The organism is Alteromonas sp. H02 (assembly GCF_059682525.1).
The window spans coordinates 4,684,636-4,705,607 of record NZ_CM185021.1 but is presented as its reverse complement, the minus strand read 5'-3'; the positions used below and the strand labels follow the sequence as shown (position 1 = coordinate 4,705,607).

General features: G+C 48.1%; 14 protein-coding genes and 1 rRNA gene. 8 read left to right on the top strand and 7 right to left on the bottom strand.

Annotated elements, in window-relative coordinates; all coding sequences use genetic code 11:
• The first annotated feature begins 70 nt into the window (after positions 1-70).
• The 3 genes from AC566Q_RS21780 to AC566Q_RS21770 are packed head-to-tail and all read left to right on the top strand — an operon-like array spanning position 71 to position 4,363.
• Positions 71-1,909, top strand: a complete 1,839-nt coding sequence (locus AC566Q_RS21780) for an assimilatory sulfite reductase (NADPH) flavoprotein subunit (protein ID WP_499610850.1) — start codon at positions 71-73, stop codon at positions 1,907-1,909.
• The gene (gene cysI / locus AC566Q_RS21775; RefSeq protein ID WP_499610847.1) at positions 1,909-3,621 is read left to right on the top strand and encodes an assimilatory sulfite reductase (NADPH) hemoprotein subunit; all 1,713 of its coding nucleotides are present in this window, start codon (positions 1,909-1,911) and stop codon (positions 3,619-3,621) included. Before AC566Q_RS21780 ends, cysI begins: the two co-directional genes overlap by 1 nt.
• Complete coding sequence (locus AC566Q_RS21770; RefSeq protein WP_499610844.1) at positions 3,614-4,363, top strand: phosphoadenylyl-sulfate reductase; 750 nt, start codon at positions 3,614-3,616, stop codon at positions 4,361-4,363. The genes cysI and AC566Q_RS21770 overlap by 8 nt, the downstream gene beginning before the upstream one ends.
• Positions 4,364-4,375: 12 nt before the next feature.
• On the opposite strand, the gene AC566Q_RS21765 is transcribed toward AC566Q_RS21770, so the two are convergent.
• On the bottom strand, positions 4,376-5,278 hold the full coding sequence (locus AC566Q_RS21765) for a TIGR03899 family protein (RefSeq protein WP_499610842.1): 903 nt from the start codon (positions 5,276-5,278) through the stop codon (positions 4,376-4,378).
• Positions 5,279-5,406: 128 nt separating this feature from the next.
• Between AC566Q_RS21765 and AC566Q_RS21760 the strand changes: the two genes are divergently transcribed.
• Positions 5,407-7,638 carry a bifunctional diguanylate cyclase/phosphodiesterase gene (locus AC566Q_RS21760; protein ID WP_499610839.1) on the top strand — a complete coding sequence of 744 codons (2,232 nt, stop codon included), beginning with the start codon at positions 5,407-5,409 and terminating at the stop codon, positions 7,636-7,638.
• Between the two features lie 132 nt (positions 7,639-7,770).
• Positions 7,771-8,079, top strand: coding sequence for a pyridine nucleotide transhydrogenase (locus tag AC566Q_RS21755; protein ID WP_279321990.1), 309 nt, complete (start codon positions 7,771-7,773; stop codon positions 8,077-8,079).
• Between the two features lie 69 nt (positions 8,080-8,148).
• Here AC566Q_RS21755 and sthA read toward each other — a convergent pair whose 3' ends face one another.
• From sthA to AC566Q_RS21735, 4 genes are all read right to left on the bottom strand, one after another.
• Entirely contained in the window at positions 8,149-9,576 is a 1,428-nt protein-coding gene (sthA, locus tag AC566Q_RS21750; RefSeq protein WP_499610835.1) for a Si-specific NAD(P)(+) transhydrogenase, read from the bottom strand.
• Between the two features lie 120 nt (positions 9,577-9,696).
• On the bottom strand, positions 9,697-11,559 hold the full coding sequence (locus AC566Q_RS21745) for a sensor histidine kinase (RefSeq protein ID WP_499610832.1): 1,863 nt from the start codon (positions 11,557-11,559) through the stop codon (positions 9,697-9,699).
• A gap of 21 nt (positions 11,560-11,580) precedes the next feature.
• A complete protein-coding gene (locus tag AC566Q_RS21740) occupies positions 11,581-13,746 on the bottom strand; it encodes an EAL domain-containing protein (protein ID WP_499610829.1) in 2,166 nt (721 codons plus the stop codon).
• A 258-nt stretch (positions 13,747-14,004) separates the two neighbouring features.
• Positions 14,005-15,132: an acyl-CoA desaturase gene (locus AC566Q_RS21735; RefSeq protein WP_123324726.1), complete on the bottom strand. Its 1,128-nt coding sequence runs from the start codon at positions 15,130-15,132 to the stop codon at positions 14,005-14,007.
• 120 nt (positions 15,133-15,252) lie between these two features.
• Between AC566Q_RS21735 and fabR the strand changes: the two genes are divergently transcribed.
• Entirely contained in the window at positions 15,253-15,870 is a 618-nt protein-coding gene (fabR, locus tag AC566Q_RS21730) for an HTH-type transcriptional repressor FabR (protein ID WP_499610825.1), read from the top strand.
• Between the two features lie 5 nt (positions 15,871-15,875).
• On the opposite strand, the gene trmA is transcribed toward fabR, so the two are convergent.
• Complete coding sequence (trmA, locus tag AC566Q_RS21725; protein WP_499610822.1) at positions 15,876-16,976, bottom strand: tRNA (uridine(54)-C5)-methyltransferase TrmA; 1,101 nt, start codon at positions 16,974-16,976, stop codon at positions 15,876-15,878.
• A 146-nt stretch (positions 16,977-17,122) separates the two neighbouring features.
• Between trmA and AC566Q_RS21720 the strand changes: the two genes are divergently transcribed.
• Complete coding sequence (locus AC566Q_RS21720) at positions 17,123-18,367, top strand: DUF5610 domain-containing protein (protein WP_499610818.1); 1,245 nt, start codon at positions 17,123-17,125, stop codon at positions 18,365-18,367.
• Positions 18,368-18,402: 35 nt separating this feature from the next.
• Here the strand turns inward: AC566Q_RS21720 and AC566Q_RS21715 are convergent, their stop codons facing one another.
• The gene (locus tag AC566Q_RS21715) at positions 18,403-18,891 is read right to left on the bottom strand and encodes an RNA recognition motif domain-containing protein (protein ID WP_499610814.1); all 489 of its coding nucleotides are present in this window, start codon (positions 18,889-18,891) and stop codon (positions 18,403-18,405) included.
• Between the two features lie 506 nt (positions 18,892-19,397).
• On the opposite strand from AC566Q_RS21715, the gene AC566Q_RS21710 reads away from it, so the two are divergent.
• Positions 19,398-20,941 (top strand): 16S ribosomal RNA (locus tag AC566Q_RS21710).
• Positions 20,942-20,972 lie beyond the last annotated feature (31 nt).

Genomic DNA, 20,972 nt, shown 5'->3' with positions numbered 1-20,972 from the left:
TAATTTTAATTCTTTCCAGTTATCAAGAAAACTCATTAGCCTAGTAGTATGCAAATAAGGCTAATGAGTTATGTCAGCAAATTCTAACAACCAAAACACTTCAGTCGGTGCACCGGGAGCAATTCTGAGTGAACCGCAATGGAATGCGATCACCCAGTCGATCTCTGGGTTGAACGCACAGCAATTAACCTGGGTAAGTGGTTACCTGGCGGGTCTGGCAGCGTCCGGACAAGCGTTACCGCAAGGGCAGGCAGCAGTCGTGCCAGTGGCGGCCGGCGAAGCGCCGGTACTAACCATTTTGTTCGGCTCTCAAACCGGTAACGCCAAGGGCATTGCCCAGTCGTTACAGGCTAAGGTTGAAGCCGCAGGTTACTCCAGCAAATTAATCAGCATGGCCGATTACAAGCCGCGTCAGATTAAAAATGAAACTCACCTGGCCATTGTGGCCAGTACTCATGGTGAAGGCGAGCCGCCTGATGATGCCATTGAGTTGCATGAGTTTCTGGGCACTAAGAAAGCCCCTAAGGTTGATAAGCTGAAATACGCAGTGCTGTCGCTGGGCGATTCAAGCTATGAATTCTTCTGCCAAACCGGTAAAGACTTCGACGAGCGTCTGGCGAAGCTGGGCGGTAAGCTGGTAGTGCCACGCGTAGACTGCGATGTGGATTATGAAGCTGAAGCCGAGGCCTGGGTTGCCAAACTGATCGAAACGTTAAAAGACGATTTCACTTCCGCCGGTTCAGCCGCCGTAGCCATGCAAACTGGTTCTGCAGTAGCCGCCGGCACCGCAGCGCAGGTATACACCAAGAAAGCGCCTTATCAGGCAACCTTGTTAACCTCGCAAAAGATTACGGGTCGTGACTCGGTTAAAGATATCCGCCACATCGAAATCAGCCTGGAAGATTCTGGTATTACTTATCAGGCTGGCGATGCGCTGGGTGTTTGGTTTAAGAACGATGCAGCACTGGCCGACGAAATTATTACCCTGATCCAGGCATCTGCCGATCAGGAAGTCACCGTCGCCGAACACACGCTGTCGTTTAAAGAAGCGTTGATCAATAAGCTGGAACTTACCCTGAGCTATCCGGGGTTTGTAAAGGCGTATCAGGAAGCCTCTGGCTGTGAAGCATTAGCGAAGTTGCTGGAAGACAAAGCTGCACTGCGTGACTATCTGGCCGATCGCCAGATTATCGATATTGTTCGCGACCATCCGCATCCGGTTACGGCTGAGCAGTTTGTCGCAGCTTGTCGTCCGTTAACGCCGCGTCTGTACTCGATTGCCTCAAGCCAGTCAGAAGTAGAAGACGAAGTGCACTTAACTATCGCGCACGTTGATTACGATGCCTTTGGTAATCGTCATCAGGGCGGCGCATCAGGCTATCTGTGTGAGCGTCTTGAAGAAGGCGGTGAAGTAGAAGTGTTTGTTGAGCCAAACGATAACTTCCGTCTGCCGGAAAACTCTGACACACCTGTCATCATGATTGGTCCGGGAACTGGTATTGCACCATTCCGCGCGTTTATGCAGGAACGTGATGCTCAGGGCGCAGAAGGGAAGAACTGGTTGTTCTTTGGTAATCCTCACTTTACTCAGGACTTCCTGTATCAGGTTGAGTGGCAAGGATACGTGAAAAGTGGCCTGCTGAGCAAAATCAGCCTGGCTTTCTCACGTGATCAGAAAGACAAAATTTATGTTCAGCATCGGTTGCTTGAAGAAGGCAAGGCGGTTTATGAGTGGTTAGAAGAAGGCGCCCACCTGTATGTGTGTGGCGATGCTAACCAAATGGCCAAAGATGTTGAAAGTGCGCTGCTTGAAATCTTCAGGACCCACGGTGGTAAGAGTGACGAAGAAGCCAAGGCTTACTTACTGTCACTGCGCAAAGCAAAACGATATCAGAAGGATGTCTACTAATGAGCGATACTAAGTCTCCTTTTATTGTTGAAGGCAAACTGGCCGACAATGAACGCCTTAAAGCAGAGAGTCGCCATCTGCGCGGCACCATCGAGCAGGATCTGCAGGATCCGTTAACCGGTGGCTTTACTGCAGATAACTTTCAGCTGATCCGCTTTCACGGCATGTATCAGCAGGACGACCGTGACATCCGCGGTGAACGTACCAAGCAAAAATTAGAGCCATTGCACAACGTAATGCTGCGCGCCCGTCTACCGGGTGGTGTGTGTAACCCTGAGCAGTGGCTGGCTATCGACAAGTTTGCCGATGAGTACACCATGTACGGCAGTATTCGTTTAACTACCCGCCAGACGTTCCAGTTCCACGGCGTGTTAAAGCCGAATATTAAGTTAATGCACCAAACGCTTAACTCCGTAGGGATTGACTCAATCGCGACCGCAGGTGACGTTAACCGTAACGTTCTGTGTACCTCTAACCCGGTTGAGTCGGAAGTACATCAGCAGGCTTACGACTGGGCTACTAAGATTAGTGAGCACTTACTTCCGAAAACTCGTGCGTACGCCGAGATCTGGTTAAATGGTGAGAAAGTCGAAACCACCGATCAGGAGCCAATCCTCGGTGATACTTATTTACCTCGTAAATTTAAAACCACCGTGGTTATTCCACCGCAAAACGATGTCGACGTTCACGCTAACGACCTTAACTTTGTGGCCATTGCCGAAAACGGCAAGCTGGTGGGCTTTAACGTATTAGTGGGCGGTGGCCTGGCCATGACCCATGGCGATAAAGCCACGTTCCCGCGTAAGGCCGACGACTTTGGTTTTATTCCGTTAGAACATACGTTGGCGGTTGCTGAAGCCGTGGTAACCACTCAGCGTGACTGGGGTAACCGGGTGAATCGTAAAAACGCGAAAACCAAGTATACCCTTGAGCGCGTAGGTGTGGATAACTTCCGCGCTGAAGTGGAAAAACGTGCCGGTGTTACCTTTGCCCAAAGCAAGCCTTATGAATTCACCAGCCGTGGCGATCGCATTGGCTGGGTTGAAGGCATTGACGGTAAATTTCATTTAACGCTGTTTATCGAAAACGGCCGGATCCTGGATTATCCGAATAAAACCCTGAAAACCGGTTGCCGCGAAATTGCCAAAATTCATAAAGGTGATTTCCGCATGACGGCTAATCAGAACCTGATTGTGGCGGGTGTACCAGCCGATCAGAAAGACGCCATTGAAGCGCTCGCCAGAGAGCATGGTTTAATTCAACCGGATGTATCGGCTCAGCGTTTAGATTCCATGGCTTGTGTAGCGTTACCTACCTGCCCGCTGGCAATGGCAGAAGCCGAGCGCTTCTTACCTGGCGCAGTAGACCAGCTCGACGAGTTACTGGCCAAGCACGGTTTAAGCGACGACAGCGTGATATTCCGGGTAACCGGTTGTCCGAATGGTTGTGGTCGCGCCATGCTGGCTGAAGTCGGTTTGGTGGGTAAAGGCCCGGGCCGTTACAACCTGCACTTAGGTGGTAACCGTGAAGGGACCCGTATTCCTCGTATGTTTAAAGAAAACATCACCGAGCAGGAAGTCATGGCTATTCTCGATGAGCTTCTTGGCCAGTGGGCCGGTTCGCGTGAAGCGAATGAGTCATTCGGCGATTTCGTAGTGCGCACAGGCGTGATTGCCCCGGTGATCAACTCCGCTCAGGATTTTTATGACTGATCACGATCTTCAATCGATTCGCCGACCGGTTACCTCCGATACTACTGATGAGGAACTGACGGCAATCAATCAGGTGCTGGAAACACTGGATGCGTCAGCGCGTATCCGGTGGGCCCTGGAGTATTTGCCGGGTAACCACATTGTGTCGTCAAGCTTTGGCGCGCAGTCTGCGGTTATGCTGCATTTACTTACCCAGGCAAAGCCTGATATTCCGGTAGTGTTAACCGACACCGGTTACCTGTTTCCGGAAACTTACCAGTTTGTCGACGAACTGGCAGAGCAGCTCAAGCTCAACTTAAAGGTGTATCGCAGCGACATTTCACCTGCCTGGCAGGAGGCGCGTTTTGGCCGCTTGTGGGAGCAGGGGATCGACGGCATCGAGCGTTACAACAAGATGAACAAAGTTGAGCCTATGCAACGGGCGTTAAAAGAGCTAGAGGCACAAACCTGGTTTGCCGGGTTGCGTCGTAGTCAGGCTGATACACGACAACATTTACCTGTTCTGCAACGCTCTGGCAACCAGTTTAAGTTGTACCCGATTATCGACTGGTCAAATAAAGACCTGCATTATTACCTTAAAGATAATGGCTTGTCTTATCATCCACTGTGGGAGCAGGGTTATGTTTCTATTGGTGACTGGCATACCACCCAGTCACTGCAGGAAGGGATGAGCGAGCAGGATACCCGCTTCTTCGGGCTTAAGCGCGAATGTGGCCTGCACGAATTTGGTGACGGTATTTAATCAAATGGTTGTTTACTCCACACTGAAATGTGGGGTAAACAGCGATTTAATATGCGCAGTAAACGCTTCAGACTTTTGTTTTGGTAACAAGCGTGCCAACTCACTGCCCACCGCAGTAAACTTATAATACGTCATTAGCAATTGCTTGCTTCGCGCTTCTAACGTCAAACTTTCGGTCGAAAACTTCAGTGCTATGGATGTTCCCTTGTCCAGCAGACCGGTTTCTATTTCCGTTGCATACAATAATTTCATGCTGCCCAGAGCCAGTATATCAGTGTAAGACAAGCCAAACTGAGCCAATTGGGTGTGTGCTGCCGGGGCGGGAAACAGGGCATTAAGTAAACCGGGTTGTTGATGGTATCCGGTAACGATAACTGGCGCCGGGTCGTTGTTGCGCCGACAAGCTAACTGGCAGGCCTTGCTGAATAACCCCGCATCCCGTTGAGTGAGTTTCGTCAGTGTTTCCAGACTCCGTAGTGAAAAGCTGCCCGGTCGCTGAATTTCTACTGCCAGAATTTTACCCCACAACTCCTGCATGGTAGGTGAGTAAATATTTTCAGCCATGGAAATAAACGAATGAAACCAGTCTGGGTCGACCTGCTCCTGAGACGGCTCACCGCTGGAAACTGATAAGGCTACCGACATAATTTTTTGCAGGTTAGCCAGTCTTTTTTGTTCGCGCAGGCGTTGATATTGAGCTATTTGCCGGGCCGGCTGAGTGGAGTAGTCCAGCGCCGATTGCTCAATGCCGATGGATGAAAACCAATGGGTGATGCGGTGTCGAGTTGAACTACTATGCTGTGTGGAGCGGCGTTTGGTGGATGACGTTTCTTCACTGGCAGGCTTGGGGACTTTACGCTCCTTACCGGTAGCGCTGGTCCACTGCGTGGCTGAAGTGTGCGTGGGTATTTTCATCTCATAACATTCGCCGTATACACATAACTAAAAATACCTTGTTTCGACTTTAGTGTATAGGAAGTTTACTATGCAAAGGTCTATATTAGGGGTAGGATGCTAATAATATTGGTCACAACGTAAACAAGATGTCTGCGCAATACGATAACGACGAGCTGGTATTTCTTGATGAAGACACCCATCAGGAATTAGAACAGAGCAATAAAAGAGAATGGAATATCTTGATCGTTGATGATGATGAAGAAATCCATACCGTGACCCGCCTCGCCTTATCCGATCTTGAAGTTCACGACCGCAAGTTAAACTTTCTTCATGCCTATTCCGGCAAAGAAGCCAAAACGATACTCAATGAATATGGCAGCAGCATTGCTATTATTCTACTTGATGTGGTGATGGAAACCGATGACGCCGGCCTCACAGTGGTTCGCTATCTGCGCGAGACACTCAACCACCATGAGCCGCGAATCATTCTACGCACTGGTCAGCCAGGTTTTGCCCCTGAAGAAAAAGTCATCAAAACCTATGATATTAATGACTACAAAACCAAAACTGAGCTGACCCGGGCAAAACTGCTTACCACAGTGATTTCTTCGGTTCGGTCATATCAGCAAATCCTGACCATTAATCAAAGTCGGGTTGGTTTACAGAAAATCATCCACTCAGCCTCCAATCTGCTGGAAGAACATTCCATTAAAGGATTTTGTGAGGGGATCGTTACGCAAATCAGTTCGATGATAGGGCTCGAAGCCGAAGGCATTGTGTGTGCCCGGGCGGGCTCCGTACTCGATCGCGACGATGATGGTGTTTACGTGCTCGGCGCGGCTGGCGATTATGCCACCTACATTAACGAACGTATCGAGTCGTTACATAACGCCCTGATAGTAGAGCATGTCAGCCGCTGTTTACGGCTTAAGAAACATATATTTGAAGCCGGCGTTTCCGTGCTTTACTTAAATAGCTCTGGCTTTGAAGCCGCTGTGTACTTAAACCTGCACAGTGAAATAAGCGAATTGGATAAACAACTGCTGGAAGTGTTCCTGTCGAGCATTTCTGTAGGTTATGAGAACGTGTATCTGTTTCATGAGCTCAGAAACGCGGCTTTCAGAGACTGGCTCACTCGGCTGCCCAACCGTAACGAATTTATTAATATTCTCGACCATTCAAAAAACTACCACACCCAGGAGCAGCTCTGTGCGGCGTTAATTGACATTAACCAGTTTTCAGATATCAACGACGGGTTAGGTCAGGAGGCCGGCAACGAATTGCTTAAAGCCGTGGCGCAACGGCTGAATGACTGCTTTGGTACAGAGGTTAAGAAGAGTCGCATAGCAGCAGACGTGTTTGGTCTGTTTGGAAAAGCTGAGGAGGTTACACCGGCACTCATAAATCAAGCATTTCAGCAGCCCTTCAGTGCCGACGATAACACCATGCCACTGAATGTCACGGTTGGTTTGTGTTTGCTGGGTCGTAAGCCGGAAGCCGGCGTGGATATTCTCAAGCGAACCAATATTGCACTTAACCGGGCTAAGAAAATCCCCACCACTAACTTTGAGTATTTTGCCCCGGAAATCGAAGAGCAAACGACCTGGCGACTGCATATGATCCGTCGCCTGCGCAACGATTTTACTGCCCGCAAACTGGAACTCTGGTTTCAGCCGCAGGTCGACCTTTCCAGCGAAAAGGTGATTGGCATGGAAGGCTTGTTGCGCTGGCCCGACGGTAACGGCGGCTTTATTTCACCAGCTGAGTTTGTGCCCCTGGCCGAATATTCCGGGCTGATTGTTGATATTGGCTACTGGGTTGTTGAGGAGTCCTGTAAACGTCTTCAGGAACTGGCGAACCTGGGGTATCCGAATTTACGGGTGGCGGTTAATGTGTCGATTCCCCAGTTCAGGGATCCGCAGTTTGTTAAAAGCATCAAACGATTAATTACAGAATCTGGCATCAGCCCCAGTTTACTTGAACTCGAAATTACTGAGAGTGTGGTGATGGATGAACCGCAAATAGTCATCGATGCTCTCACCGACCTTAAACAGTTTGGAGTGACCATCGCCATTGATGATTTTGGTACCGGCTTTTCGTCTATGAGTTACCTGCAAAAGTTGCCTTTGGATCGTCTGAAGGTTGACCGCTCCTTTGTGGCCGAAATTCGCCCCGGCGAAACCGCCTTTATTGCCGAGACCATTGTGACTCTCGGCAGTAAGCTAGGCCTTACCACCATTGCCGAAGGCATTGAAAAGCGCGAGCAGGCGAGCTTTATGATCAAGCTCGGCTGTGATGAAGCCCAGGGGTATCTATTTGGACGGCCCATGCCATTTACCAGCCTGGTAGAGTTTCTGGCCGAAAAAAGCGCAGACTAAACGCAATCAGCGAATTTTTTTGCTTTGTTACACTCGCTGTAATATTACTGTCATATAGCTGTGATTTAGCATTTGCTAATTGGACAAAAATACAGTAAAGTAAAATTATCGTTAACAAAAGGAGATTATCTCATGCGTAAAGTTGTATTAGCATCACTGTTGCTTGCTGGAGCTAGTGTGGCGCATGCTGACACCGGTAACGATAAAGCATTTTCTTGTATGGATGCGAAGACGTTTGAAATTAATAGTACATGTATGGTTGATAAAATCAGCAACAACATGGACTTCCAGGCTGCTCAACAAACTATTGTTGAAGCTGCTGATACCAACAGCAGCAAGTACGCGATGGCAACTATGACTTTTAATGTCGAAGAAATGACTATCGATATCGTCGCTCACAGAGACGCGCTGTTAGTGCGTAATGCCACCGAGCAGAAATAGCCTTCAGCACTGGCTGAATAAAAAAACCGGAGTTTATCTCCGGTTTTTTTCGTTTTAGGCCCCTAATAATTAATCAGTAAAGACCCGGTTTAAACCATTGAGTGCAGCGACCCGATAGGCTTCTGCCATGGTGGGGTAGTTAAACGTGGTATTGATGAAATACTCAATAGTGTTACTGGCCCCCTGTTGCTGCATAATCGCCTGGCCGATGTGAACAATCTCCGAAGCACGTTCACCAAAGCAGTGAATGCCCAGTACTTCTTTGGTTTCACGGTGAAACAGAATTTTTAAGCTTCCCACCTGAGTAGAGGCAATCTGTGCTCTGGCCAGATGTTTAAACTGGGCACGGCCTACTTCGTATGGGATCTTAAGCTGGGTGAGCTCCTGCTCATTTTTTCCCACAGAGCTAATCTCAGGAATGGTATAAATGCCGGTGGGAATATCTTCAACCAACTGTGCATTCGCATTGCCGTGCAACATGGCTTCAGCAGCAAAACGCCCCTGGTTATAAGCGGCTGATGCCAAACTGGGATAGCCAATTACATCACCGATGGCATAAATGTTATCCACTTCGGTCTGATAATTGTGGTTGACCTTAAGCTGGCCGCGGGAATCGGCTTTCAGACCGACGTTTTCCAGCTTAAGCATATCAGTGTTACCGGTTCGGCCGTTAGCAAACAGCAGGCAGTCGGCGCGCATACGTTTGCCAGACTCCAGGTTTAGGATAACCGAGTCTTCTCTGCCTTCAACCGAACTGTAGGTTTCGGTATGGCGGATCACTACGCCGTTATTCCATAAGTGATAGCTCAGAGCGTCAGAAATCTCGGCATCAAGAAAAGACAACAACCGATCACGCATATTTACCAGGTCGACTTTGACGCCTAATCCACGGAATATCGACGCGTATTCAGTACCGATTACCCCGGCACCATAAATAATAATGGATTGGGGTTCATGGTCGAGGTTTAAAATCGTGTCAGAGTTATAAATTCTTGGATGATTAAAGTCGATGTCCTTAGGACAATAAGGCCGCGAACCCGTGGCGATAGCGGTTTTTTCGCCGGTGATGATCTCTTTAGAGCCGTCGTTGCGGGTGATTTCAACAGTGTGAGCATCAATAAAGCTCGCTTCGCCATGAATTAACGTGACTCTGTTGCGATCATAAAAGGTAGAACGAAGCCGGGTCTGACTACGAATAACGCCGCTGGCATGTTGCATAATGTCGGAAAAGGTCAGACTGCGGGATACGTGATTATCGGCAAACAACGGCGTGTTGTTGTATTCAATTAAACGACTCACCGAGTGCCGTAACGCCTTTGACGGGATGGTTCCCCAGTGCGTACAGCCACCACCCACTGCGTGATATTTTTCTATTACTGCGACCCGTTTGCCTGCCTTGGCCAGCTGCATGGCAGCACCTTCACCACCAGGACCTGTACCGATAACGATGGCATCAAATTGATAGTTGGGTTTAGCTGTTTTCTTTTTGGTTGTCATAATTGTGCGCTGTTCAACTTGCGTTAAGTGAATGAGTGGGAGATATCAAAATTATAGTAGCAAAAAATACTGATATGTTTAGGATTTTCTGCCGGCGTGTCGTTCTTACCTGTTCACTCTTCAGGTAAATGGATTTTCCGGGATCTTATCTTTGGCTATTCGCGCAGCCAGTTTTCGGACCGAACGGAATGTCAGCTCAAAGGTGGTGCCCACGCCAGGTGATGATTCAACCTTAATGTCTCCCGAAAATGCCTGTTCAATCCAGACCCGGGCCATATGCAAACCCAGCCCGGTGTGTTCCTGTTGCCGTTTGGAGGTAACAAAGGGCTCAAAAATATGAGGTAACTCATCAGCCTTAATCCCCTTGCCGTTGTCGCCGATAATCACCACAACATCCTGACCACGGTATTCACAGCTTAATTCCAGGCACGCGCCGGCCATATTCTCAAATGCATGATCGATGGCATTGCTTATAATAATCTGCACAATCTGACTAAACGCGCCCGCGTATCCGGTAAGGGTGATATGGTTAGGGAGGTTGTTGTCGAGCCGAATGTTGTGTTTGTGCAACAGGCCGTGCATCGACTTGCAAAGGTCATCAAGGTGCTGTGCAACGTTAAACGTATTGAGTTCATTATTGGCCCGTTCAAAAGTGAGGCGTTTAAAGCTCTGGATCAACTCGATGGCTCGTTGGTTATTTCGCTGGGCCTGATGCAGGGATTTACCAGACTGCTTAAGGTAATTGTCGAATGCCGATTTGGTCAGGCCGGTATTTTTATTTTCAATTAAATTATCCAGTAGCGACGCCTGACTGGAGAGTGCCAGCTGTGTAGCACCCACCGGAGTATTAAGCTCATGAGCAAGACCCGCCACCATTATGCTCAACGAAGACAGCTTTTTGGTTTCGGCCAGTTCATTAATAAGCGAAGACTGCCGCTCCAGTGTTGTTTTAAGGTTGTCGCGTTCGTGCTCCAGTATAACACTCAGGTCGTTTACTTCACGTAAGTGCCGCGAATACAACGTCAGCAGGATCACACCTGCAATACCTGTGGCAATAGCCAGTAAGGCAGCCCGAAGCAGTGCCTGAGTTTTGAGAGTCCTTAGTACTAAGGGGGCTGTTTGAGTGATAACAACAATATCCTGCAAACTGGACTCGCCTTGATAAGGCGAAGCAAGTCGCTGTGCAGTAAAAAGTTGATTGTTATGTTCAGCGCCCTGGGCGAGACCGTCATCCTCTATGCTTTGCACTAATTTGGGAAGGTCTGTTTCAATACCCGCCGCTTCCAGGTTAAGGTCACTGCGCCATAGCTTACGTTTATCCGGGTGCACTATCCAGCGGTCATCACCGGCTGCTATCAATAGCTGGATGTTTGTTTCACTGAGTGCCGCCACCTCATCCAGTAATGAGCGTAAATCAAAATTAATGACCAACAGGCCATCTCCCATGCTTGCTAGGCTGGCTTGGATGACGCCCCGCAAGGTGGGTTGATATGGCCGTTCTACCTTGCCTCGCTCCATATTGAGGTCAATTTGAGAAATAAATACCTCATCGTCTGCCAATGCGAGGCCAGCCTCAACGTAATAGCGGTTACGCTTGTTTTGTAATTCCTCGGTGAGCATTACCGTTACACCATTGTCGGCAGTTTTGTTGAGCCTTACCTGCTCAAAACCTTGTTCGTTAATCCAGCGAACCTGGAGCGTGTCGCTGTAAAGCTTAAACATGGAGGTCATGGCCGGTTCAAGCTCGGCTTGCGCGGGGTTATGTAGCTCTAGTTCGTGACGAAATAAACGAATTTGCGTTTCTACCAGGCTGAGGCGAGTATTAATAAGCAGGGCTGCCTGATCGATAAGCGCGCCCTGACGAACTTCATAGGGCTGTTTTAATTCATTGAGGCGGTCAACAAAAGCCAGGCGAAACACCAGAGCGCACACCAGCACAACAAAAAATAACCACAAATAGCGCCATCGGGCCGGTATAAACAAGGTACTCCCCTCTTATTCGGGTTAAGTTTTACCCAGCCAGTTTAACAGCTCGTCTAATGGCATGGGTCTGGCAAAATAATACCCCTGAGCATGCTGATATCCATTGGCCATTAACAGCTGTCGCTGTTCTTCAGTCTCTACGCCTTCAGCAACCAGCTTAAAGGCAAAACGCTCGGCTAGGCGGGCAATCATTTGCACGATGTGCAGGGCTTTATCCTTATTCTCCGCGGTAAGATCGTTAACAAATTTTTGGTCGAGCTTAATGGTAGTAGCGGCTAAATCGGCCAACTGTGAAAGCGAGGAGTAACCTGTACCAAAATCATCAATGCTCACGCCCACGCCTTTATCGATAAAAGAGCGAAGCAGAGGGTTAATGATATTATAGTCTTTGGTGGCCTGGGTTTCGGTAACTTCGATATCCAGTAACGAGGCATCAATGTCATGCTCATCAATACAGCGGTTAATTTCGTTAAAGATAATCGGGCTCACCACATCGCTATTAGCCAGATTAAACGAAACCGGTAATGAGTATCCTTCTTTTTGTAAGCGCTGGATCACGTTTATGGTTTTTGCCAGCACCATTTCAGATATTTCCAGGCTCAGGCCCGAGGCCTCGGCAATGGGAATAAACTCAGATGGCGGGCACAGGGTATTGTCTTCCATGCGCCACCGTAGCAAGGCTTCAAAGCCAACCGGCTTGCCGGTTGCCAGGTTAACCTTAGGCTGCAACACCAGAAAAAACGCTTCCCGCGAAGCTAATGCCGACTTTAATGCGGTAAGAATTCGCATGCGGTTTGCAAGGCGTTGAATCATGGCATGGTCGAACTGATAAATAGGTGTACCAGCCCGGTGAGCTTTAGCAAGTGCATTATTAGCCAGCACCAGTATTTCAGAGAGGCCTAAAGACTGGCTGTCTTTAAAGTCCATCAGGCCTACCTGAAACTGAAGCTGGATGTCGAGCTCGTCCATTTCCATGGTGGCTTGTCGAATGTAATTAAGCCTGTCCTCAGAGGGCTTGTTGTCCAGTGTGAAAACCAGAGCCAGGGTTTCTTGATCCCAGACGGCCAGTAAGTAATGGTTGTTGAGTTGCTCTTTGATAAAGTTACAAAATACCTTGAACATCTTGGTGGCATATTCGTGTCCGGCCATGATTTCAGCGGTTTCGTAGTTAAGTAATCGAAACAATACCAGCGAGCTGTTGTTTAAATGATAAGAGGATTGCTGATTTAGCTCTCTTACCAGCCAGTTGCGATTGTGAATACCGGTTGGTGTGTCGAGATAAGCCAGCTCACTAAGCTTATTCATCAGCGCCTGATTAACAAAGCCAGAGCTGATGTTTTCGGCAAAGGCCTGTAACAAATTGAGGTGGTTGCTATCCAGCGCGTGCGGCGAATCAACCAGCATCAGGTACTGTTTGTCATCATGTTCGCTGGTATCAAAAAATAGCAGAGTAAAATCGTTTTCAAACACGTGTTGCTGTGTTTGCCAGGCCTCAAAGATGGCCTTTTCAACTCGTTGTTTTCTGTTGTCGTCGTAAACACTAAAGACATTTTCGAGTCGGGCATCAATCAATTCCCGAAAGTGACTACTTGCTGCCACAATGGGAGCAAGCTGTAAACTCTCGATGCCCGTTTTAACTATGCAAACAATGCCACCAGTGTTTGGTACATTGATGACCCGGGCTATTTCTTCTAACACCGTGTGAGCAAACTCTGACGTATCCTGCCTGGCAGTGAGCGAGCGTGAGGCGTCGACAATCATTTGTAAACCACGCCGGGCTATTTTAAGTTCCTGAGAGATTTGCCAAGTTCTCAGATTGCTAATCACAACGCTTTTGAGTTTATCGGCGCTCAGGTCGGTTTTGTTCCAGTACTCAGAAATGTTGTATTCGTTAATGGCTTTATCGTGGGGTTTAACGCCGGGTTGGCCAGTAAGCACCACTATGCGTACCAGCTCGTCACCAATAACGTTGCGTATGGTGTCGATAAGGTAAAAACCAGCGTCGTCAGTTTCCATGACTATATCCAGCAGGATCAGGCTGATATCCTGCCGCTTGGATAAGATAGTTGCCGCAGATGCTGCAGAAGAAGCACGTAGTAGCTCTATTTTACGCCCTTCAAAGGCCTCTTCCTGTAAAGCTGATTCCAGCACGTCCTGATAGGGCTGGTTATCCTCTACACTTAACACTACCCATTTTTTTGTGATGGCCCTGCAGTATCTTCCTCTGCGCTAAACTCAAACAGCTCGTTCATTCACTTTCCCTCACCTCCTGACTGTATTCATATCCTGTGCGGTTTCGCGTTGAAATAAATATTGGGGGCTAAAGGACTAAGTTTTGACGAACTTTGGTAAATAGCAAGTCGGGATACCAGAAGTTGGCGGAAAGTATAATGTGCAGAAAGTGGTGGTGGGCGGCAACCCACCACGGATGATGCGGATAAAAAATTAACTAAAAGCAAATTCCATTTGGCTTAGCTTAAGCCATTTTTCTTTTTGCAGTAGTAAGGATTGCTTAAGCTCTTTGTATTTAAAGTCCAGCTCAAGCCGCTCCATGCTTTTCAGCAGGTGCTTTTTGCGCAACGCCATAATACGTTTTTTAGTGGTGTAGTAGTCGGTCATTTTCTGCATCAGCACATCATATTCGTGTTGCAAGGTTTGCATAACCTCTTCTGCATTGGGCAGCTTGGATACCTTCTGGCTGGCATATTTTAATTGCATCGCCAGACGTGCTTTTTCTATACGTTCTTCAGGGCAGGTGCGCAGGTTTTTGGTTAACCCCACATAAGAAAGCCCTTTAATCAGCCATTTGGTTGGATCGTACTGATACCACTTAATGCCGTTACGGTAATCGTATTCAAAAATGTGGTGGTAGTTATGATATCCCTCACCAAAGGTGAACAGCGCGATAACGCCGTTGTCACGGGCGGTGTTGGTATCTGTGTAGGGACGGCTGCCCCAGATGTGCGCCAGGGAGTTGATAAAGAACGTAACGTGATGAACCATGACCAGACGGAATACACCGGCAATCAGAATCATGCTCAGCACATCACCATTGATCCAGCCAAGTAATGCCGTAATACCAAAGTTTGCAGCTAGCACGATAGCCAGATAGTGATTGTGTTGCCACATAACCACTTTATCTTTGAGCAGATCCTTACAGTTACGGTAATCGCCATAACTCTCGGCCTGATATTCGCGCAGCATCCAGCCCATGTGTGAAAACCAGAAACCTTTTTTGGCCGAATACGGGTCTTTGTCGTTCACATCAACATGGCGATGGTGCACCCGGTGATCTGACGACCAGTGCAAAATGCTGTTTTGCAGAGCCATGGCACCGCCAATGGCGAGGAAGACTTTTACAACTGGATGAGCTTCGTAGGTTTTATGCGCCCACAAGCGGTGATAACCGGCAGTAATCGACATGCCGGTAACAAAAAATAGTACAACGGTGGTAATGATTTCAGTGGTATCAAATCCATATGAGAATGCCCAGAATGGAACTCCTACAAATGCGATAAGTCCGGTCACCACAAAGACCAGCACATTAGTAACGATTAAACGTGGCTTATTCATTGATTTCTATCTCAGCTTACAACTGTACGCTAATTTAGCTTTAAAAGAGGTGTTTCGCAAGGGAAATACCGTTAAGATTAGTCTTAAGAATAAGCCATAGGTATCAGTCGGGGACAGTCGTTGAGCCGTCAGGAACAAAAACAAAAGACCAGGCAGAATATAATAGCCGGTGCATTTCAGTTACTTAACGAAAATCGCACCCTGTCGGCCATCAGTTTGCGGGAAGTCGCCCGGGAAGCTGGCATCGCGCCGACGTCTTTTTACCGGCACTTTAAGGATATGGACGAACTGGGGTTGACCCTGGTGGACGAAGCTGGTTTAGCGTTACGTCAGTTAATGCGCCAGGCCCGGCGACGGATTGCATCCGGTGGGGGCGTGATTGATACCTCGGTGGATACTTTTATGGAGTTTATCTCGGCTAACAGCAACGTTTTTCGTTTGTTGCTGCGTGAGCATACTGGTACTTCAGCCGCTTATCGACTGGCGGTGTCCCGAGAAATCCAGCACTTCACCGACGAACTGAGCGACTACATCATTGAGCAACTGCGCATTCCCCATGACATTGCGGTGTTGCAGGCAGAAAGCATGGTGCGCCTGGTGTTCAGTGCCGGCGCCGATGCCCTGGAAGCCGACACCATTTTGAAAAATGATATCAGCGACAGGCTCAAGCGCCAGTTACGGTTTATTCAGTTAGGCAGTCTGGCCTACTGGCAAACCATGCCAGAGAGTCAGGCATAAAAGCATTAAGCTTTGCGGGTGAGCAACACACCTGACTCCATATGCTCGGTGAAGGGGAATTGATCAAACAAGGCGGCCCGGCTAACTTCATGGGTTGACGAAAGCGCCTCCAGGTTCTCTACCAACGTGTGTGGGTTACACGATATATAAATAATGTTGTCAAACTGACTGATCATTTGTGTGGTAGCCGGATCCAGCCCTGCCCGAGGCGGATCAACCAGCACCGTATTAAATTGCCGTTCAGTCAGTTCAATGCCTTTTAACCGTTCAAACTGACGTTTACCGGCGAGTGCCTCAACAAACTCCTCAGCAGATAGCCGGGCTATCTGGACATTATCAATCTTGTTGACTGCAATATTAAACTGCGCTGCTTCCACTGAAGGCTTTGCTATTTCTGTGCCCACAACATGATCAAAATGTGCGGCCAGCGGAATAGAAAAATTCCCCGCGCCACAATAAAGCTCCAGCAGATCGCCGGTTAACCCCTGGCTTTGCGCAATCGCCCATTCAATCATATGGGTATTCACATAAGCGTTAGGTTGGGTAAAGCTGTTTTCGATATGTTTAAACTGGTAGGTTTTTCCGTCGGCGGGCAGCTCTTCAATAATAAAGTCGTCACCGAGGATGACCTTTTGTTTGCGGGCACGGCCGATAACGCTGACCTTAAATTTTTTATTCAATTCGGTACGCAGTGCTTCGGCCTGCACCTGCCATTCGTTATCTAACTGGCGGTGATACAGCAGGCTGATCACACACTCCTGCGATAAGCCGCTGAGAAAATCGACCTGAAACAACTTTTTGCGCAGCACAGGGTTGGGCTTTACCAGCTCGATAATACGCTGCATTAACCGGTTAATGGTTTCTGATGCTGCCGGGAATTCATCTACCTGGTAGGGGGTCTTGGTTTCTTTATTAAACATGATGTAATAAAGGTCATCATCATCATGCCATACGCGGAATTCAGCGCGCATACGGTAATGCTGCTCAGGCGACGGGTAAACATCCAACGCTTGTTGATAAAAAGGGCTCAGCAGCGACGTTAAGGTGTCGACTTTCGCCTGAAGCTGGTCCTGATAAGTAATGGTAGTAGTTGGTGCTGTGCTCATTTTGTTCCCCGTACCGCATTTGCAGCGGCATTGTAGAGACTTTTCAGAAAACTTCCAATGTAGCGGCGTTAAGCTAATTATGTATTAAAATTAAACAATCCTCATTAACTGCCGATAACTATAGTGAGGTGTGAGAGGATAAGATTATGAGTGTGGATTCAATTCCTGCTGCAAAAGGCGGCCAGGCGACCGTTGAAAAGCCGGACGTTGCCCTTAAAAAGCAGCTTCAACAAGAAGGCTTGCGTCAGGCACGCGAGTTTCAGCAAAGTAGTCAGGCAACACAAGTTACTGTGTCACAAACCCGGGTGGGCAGTACCGTACTGGTAAGTTCTCTGGAACAGGAAGTTGTGTTAAACGAAAGACGCTTCGATAACCGGCAGTTTGACAAGGCTGAGGAAAACAAGTCTGCCTTTGATTTTGAGAAGGTAGCTTCTAATGTGCTGAAGTTTGTTGGCGGCGTTGTGCGTGGTGCGGCGAAAAGTGGTGCCGATGAGGCGCAGCTAACCGATCTGCTTGGTCAGGCTCGTTCCGGGGTAGCCAAAGGTATTGCACTGGCAGAAAAAGACCTGGCCGGGTTTATGAACCCGGAGATCACCGATGGTATACGCAACAGTAAAGAAGCTATCGGCGAGGGTATCGATAACATCGAGAAAGAAGTCTTATCGCCGTTTCGCGGTACCATGGAAGTGGGGGCCTCGTTATCTGCTCAGTATGCCCAGTCACAGTCAGGCGGGTTAAAGATAACCACCAAAGACGGTGACGAGGTAGAAATCAACTTCGGTCAGTCGCGCCAGTATCAGTACAGTGCCAGCGAACGGATAACGTCGTCGGGCGATAGTCGTGGAGATAATAAGAAGCCTGCGGCGCCGCAAAACGATGTCGTTGCCCAGCGATCACTGAATGTGCAGTTCTCAGAATACCGGGGTATCAGTTTTTCTGTGCAGGGCGAACTGGATGATGATGAACTCGGCGCTATTTCTGATCTGGTCAGGCAAATCACTGATGTCAGCAAATCATTTTTTAAAGGTGATTTGGATACTGCGCTGGATAAAGCCCTTGACCTGGGATACGACGAAAAAGAGCTGGCGGGTTTTGCTTTAAAGCTTAACAGTCGTGAAGTCGTCAGCGAAAAGATATCGGCTTATAAAGAAGTCAGTGATGGGGATTCGTCAGAGCTGAAAAAATACATGCGTCCTATTAAAGAATATATGGATGAACTGAAGTCATTAAATCAGTTACTCGATACGACTTTAAAAGAGGGGGAGGGGTATAAAGAGTTGGTCACCGGCGTTATTAATCAGATGAAAGAGGTACACGTGCCGGATGTGCTTTCCGCGATTAACCGCTTCCATTTATTTAACGGGCGTATCAACGCTCTTAAAGCTGAATAAAAAAAGGCCCCTGGAAAGGGGCCTGCTTATTTGGGTTAGTCAGTGACTTTATCTTTCGCCGGTCGGACCTTCAAAGTACGGTCCTGAAATACCGAATCATTAAACTGACCAATAATGGCCTCAACGTCACCGTCGATGACTTCTATAAAACCATATCCTTTACGCTTACCGGTTTTCTTATCCTTCATTAGCCTTACTGATTGAATACGGATGTGATCTTCAAAGTAAGCTTTTACTGCTGCTTCATTGGCTTTGTACGGAAGGTTACCTACATATAATGTAGAAACGTTATCAGACGAAGAATCGGCGCTGTGGTTAGTGATGGGAGCAGAAGCCTGAGAATGACTTTGCTTATTCGTCCCTATAAAAGAAGCTATCCATGGTGTAACGATACCACTAATCAAAAGAGACAAAGCAACCATGGTAGGTGCCTGCCCTTCAAATGAAACCTGTTGAGTAACTACAAATCCTAAAACAGCCAGAACAAGACTGACTAAAAAACACTGCATTAAGCTGACTTTCATAATGCTACCTTAATAATTGTTATGAGAAAAAAGTGTCGGCTATCTAAATTTTACTCATTTATAACAAAATGAACAATATTGATTCACATATATAGACAAAAGAATAACTCGAAATATACCTTTTGCTGTAAAAATAGGCGCTTAAGCCTGATTTTGATAAAAACGCATTAAAAAAACAAAAAAGGGGTTGACGAAAAACCTCGGATGCGTAGAATGCGCACCACTTCGACGGGGAACGTCAGACGGGATACGAAGAAGTCGTTAATCAAGGTAAAGTAAGCCTCAATTAACGGTTTTCAACGAAAACAACTTGCGAAATTAATTTCAAAAAGATGTTGACACTGAAAACGAAGAGCGTATTATACGCATCCCGCTTCGGCAGGTTCTGAAAGAACGCTGAAGCAGCGAAATAAGATTTCGCACTGTTCTTTAACAATTTATAACAAGACAATCTGTGTGGGCACTCATTAAGAGTGTCAACAACGACAATTCAAAATTTCGATATTTAATTGAAGAGTTTGATCATGGCTCAGATTGAACGCTGGCGGCAGGCCTAACACATGCAAGTCGAACGGTAACAGGGTTAGCTTGCTAATCGCTGACGAGTGGCGGACGGGTGAGTAATGCTTGGGAACTTGCCTTCGGGAGGGGGATAACAGTTGGAAACGACTGCTAATACCGCATAACGTCTACGGACCAAAGCGGGCTTCGGCTCGCACCTGAAGAGAGGCCCAAGTGAGATTAGCTAGTTGGTAAGGTAACGGCTTACCAAGGCAACGATCTCTAGCTGTTCTGAGAGGAAGATCAGCCACACTGGGACTGAGACACGGCCCAGACTCCTACGGGAGGCAGCAGTGGGGAATATTGCACAATGGGGGAAACCCTGATGCAGCCATGCCGCGTGTGTGAAGAAGGCCTTCGGGTTGTAAAGCACTTTCAGTTGTGAGGAAAGGTTGGTAGTTAATACCTGCCAGCTGTGACGTTAACAACAGAAGAAGCACCGGCTAACTCCGTGCCAGCAGCCGCGGTAATACGGAGGGTGCGAGCGTTAATCGGAATTACTGGGCGTAAAGCGCACGCAGGCGGTTTGTTAAGCTAGATGTGAAAGCCCCGGGCTCAACCTGGGATGGTCATTTAGAACTGGCAGACTAGAGTCTTGGAGAGGGGAGTGGAATTCCAGGTGTAGCGGTGAAATGCGTAGATATCTGGAGGAACATCAGTGGCGAAGGCGGCTCCCTGGCCAAAGACTGACGCTCATGTGCGAAAGTGTGGGTAGCGAACAGGATTAGATACCCTGGTAGTCCACACCGTAAACGCTGTCTACTAGCTGTTTGTGAATTTAATTCGTGAGTAGCGAAGCTAACGCGCTAAGTAGACCGCCTGGGGAGTACGGCCGCAAGGTTAAAACTCAAATGAATTGACGGGGGCCCGCACAAGCGGTGGAGCATGTGGTTTAATTCGATGCAACGCGAAGAACCTTACCTACACTTGACATGCAGAGAACTTTCCAGAGATGGATTGGTGCCTTCGGGAACTCTGACACAGGTGCTGCATGGCTGTCGTCAGCTCGTGTCGTGAGATGTTGGGTTAAGTCCCGCAACGAGCGCAACCCTTGTCCTTAGTTGCCAGCATTTAGTTGGGCACTCTAAGGAGACTGCCGGTGACAAACCGGAGGAAGGTGGGGACGACGTCAAGTCATCATGGCCCTTACGTGTAGGGCTACACACGTGCTACAATGGCAAGTACAGAGGGAAGCGAGACAGTGATGTGGAGCGGACCCCTTAAAGCTTGTCGTAGTCCGGATTGGAGTCTGCAACTCGACTCCATGAAGTCGGAATCGCTAGTAATCGCAGGTCAGCATACTGCGGTGAATACGTTCCCGGGCCTTGTACACACCGCCCGTCACACCATGGGAGTGGGATGCAAAAGAAGTAGTTAGTCTAACCTCGCCCTAGCGGTGAGGAGGACGATTACCACTTTGTGTTTCATGACTGGGGTGAAGTCGTAACAAGGTAACCCTAGGGGAACCTGGGGTTGGATCACCTCCTTACGTAAAGTCGTTGGACGACTTGATGTAGTGC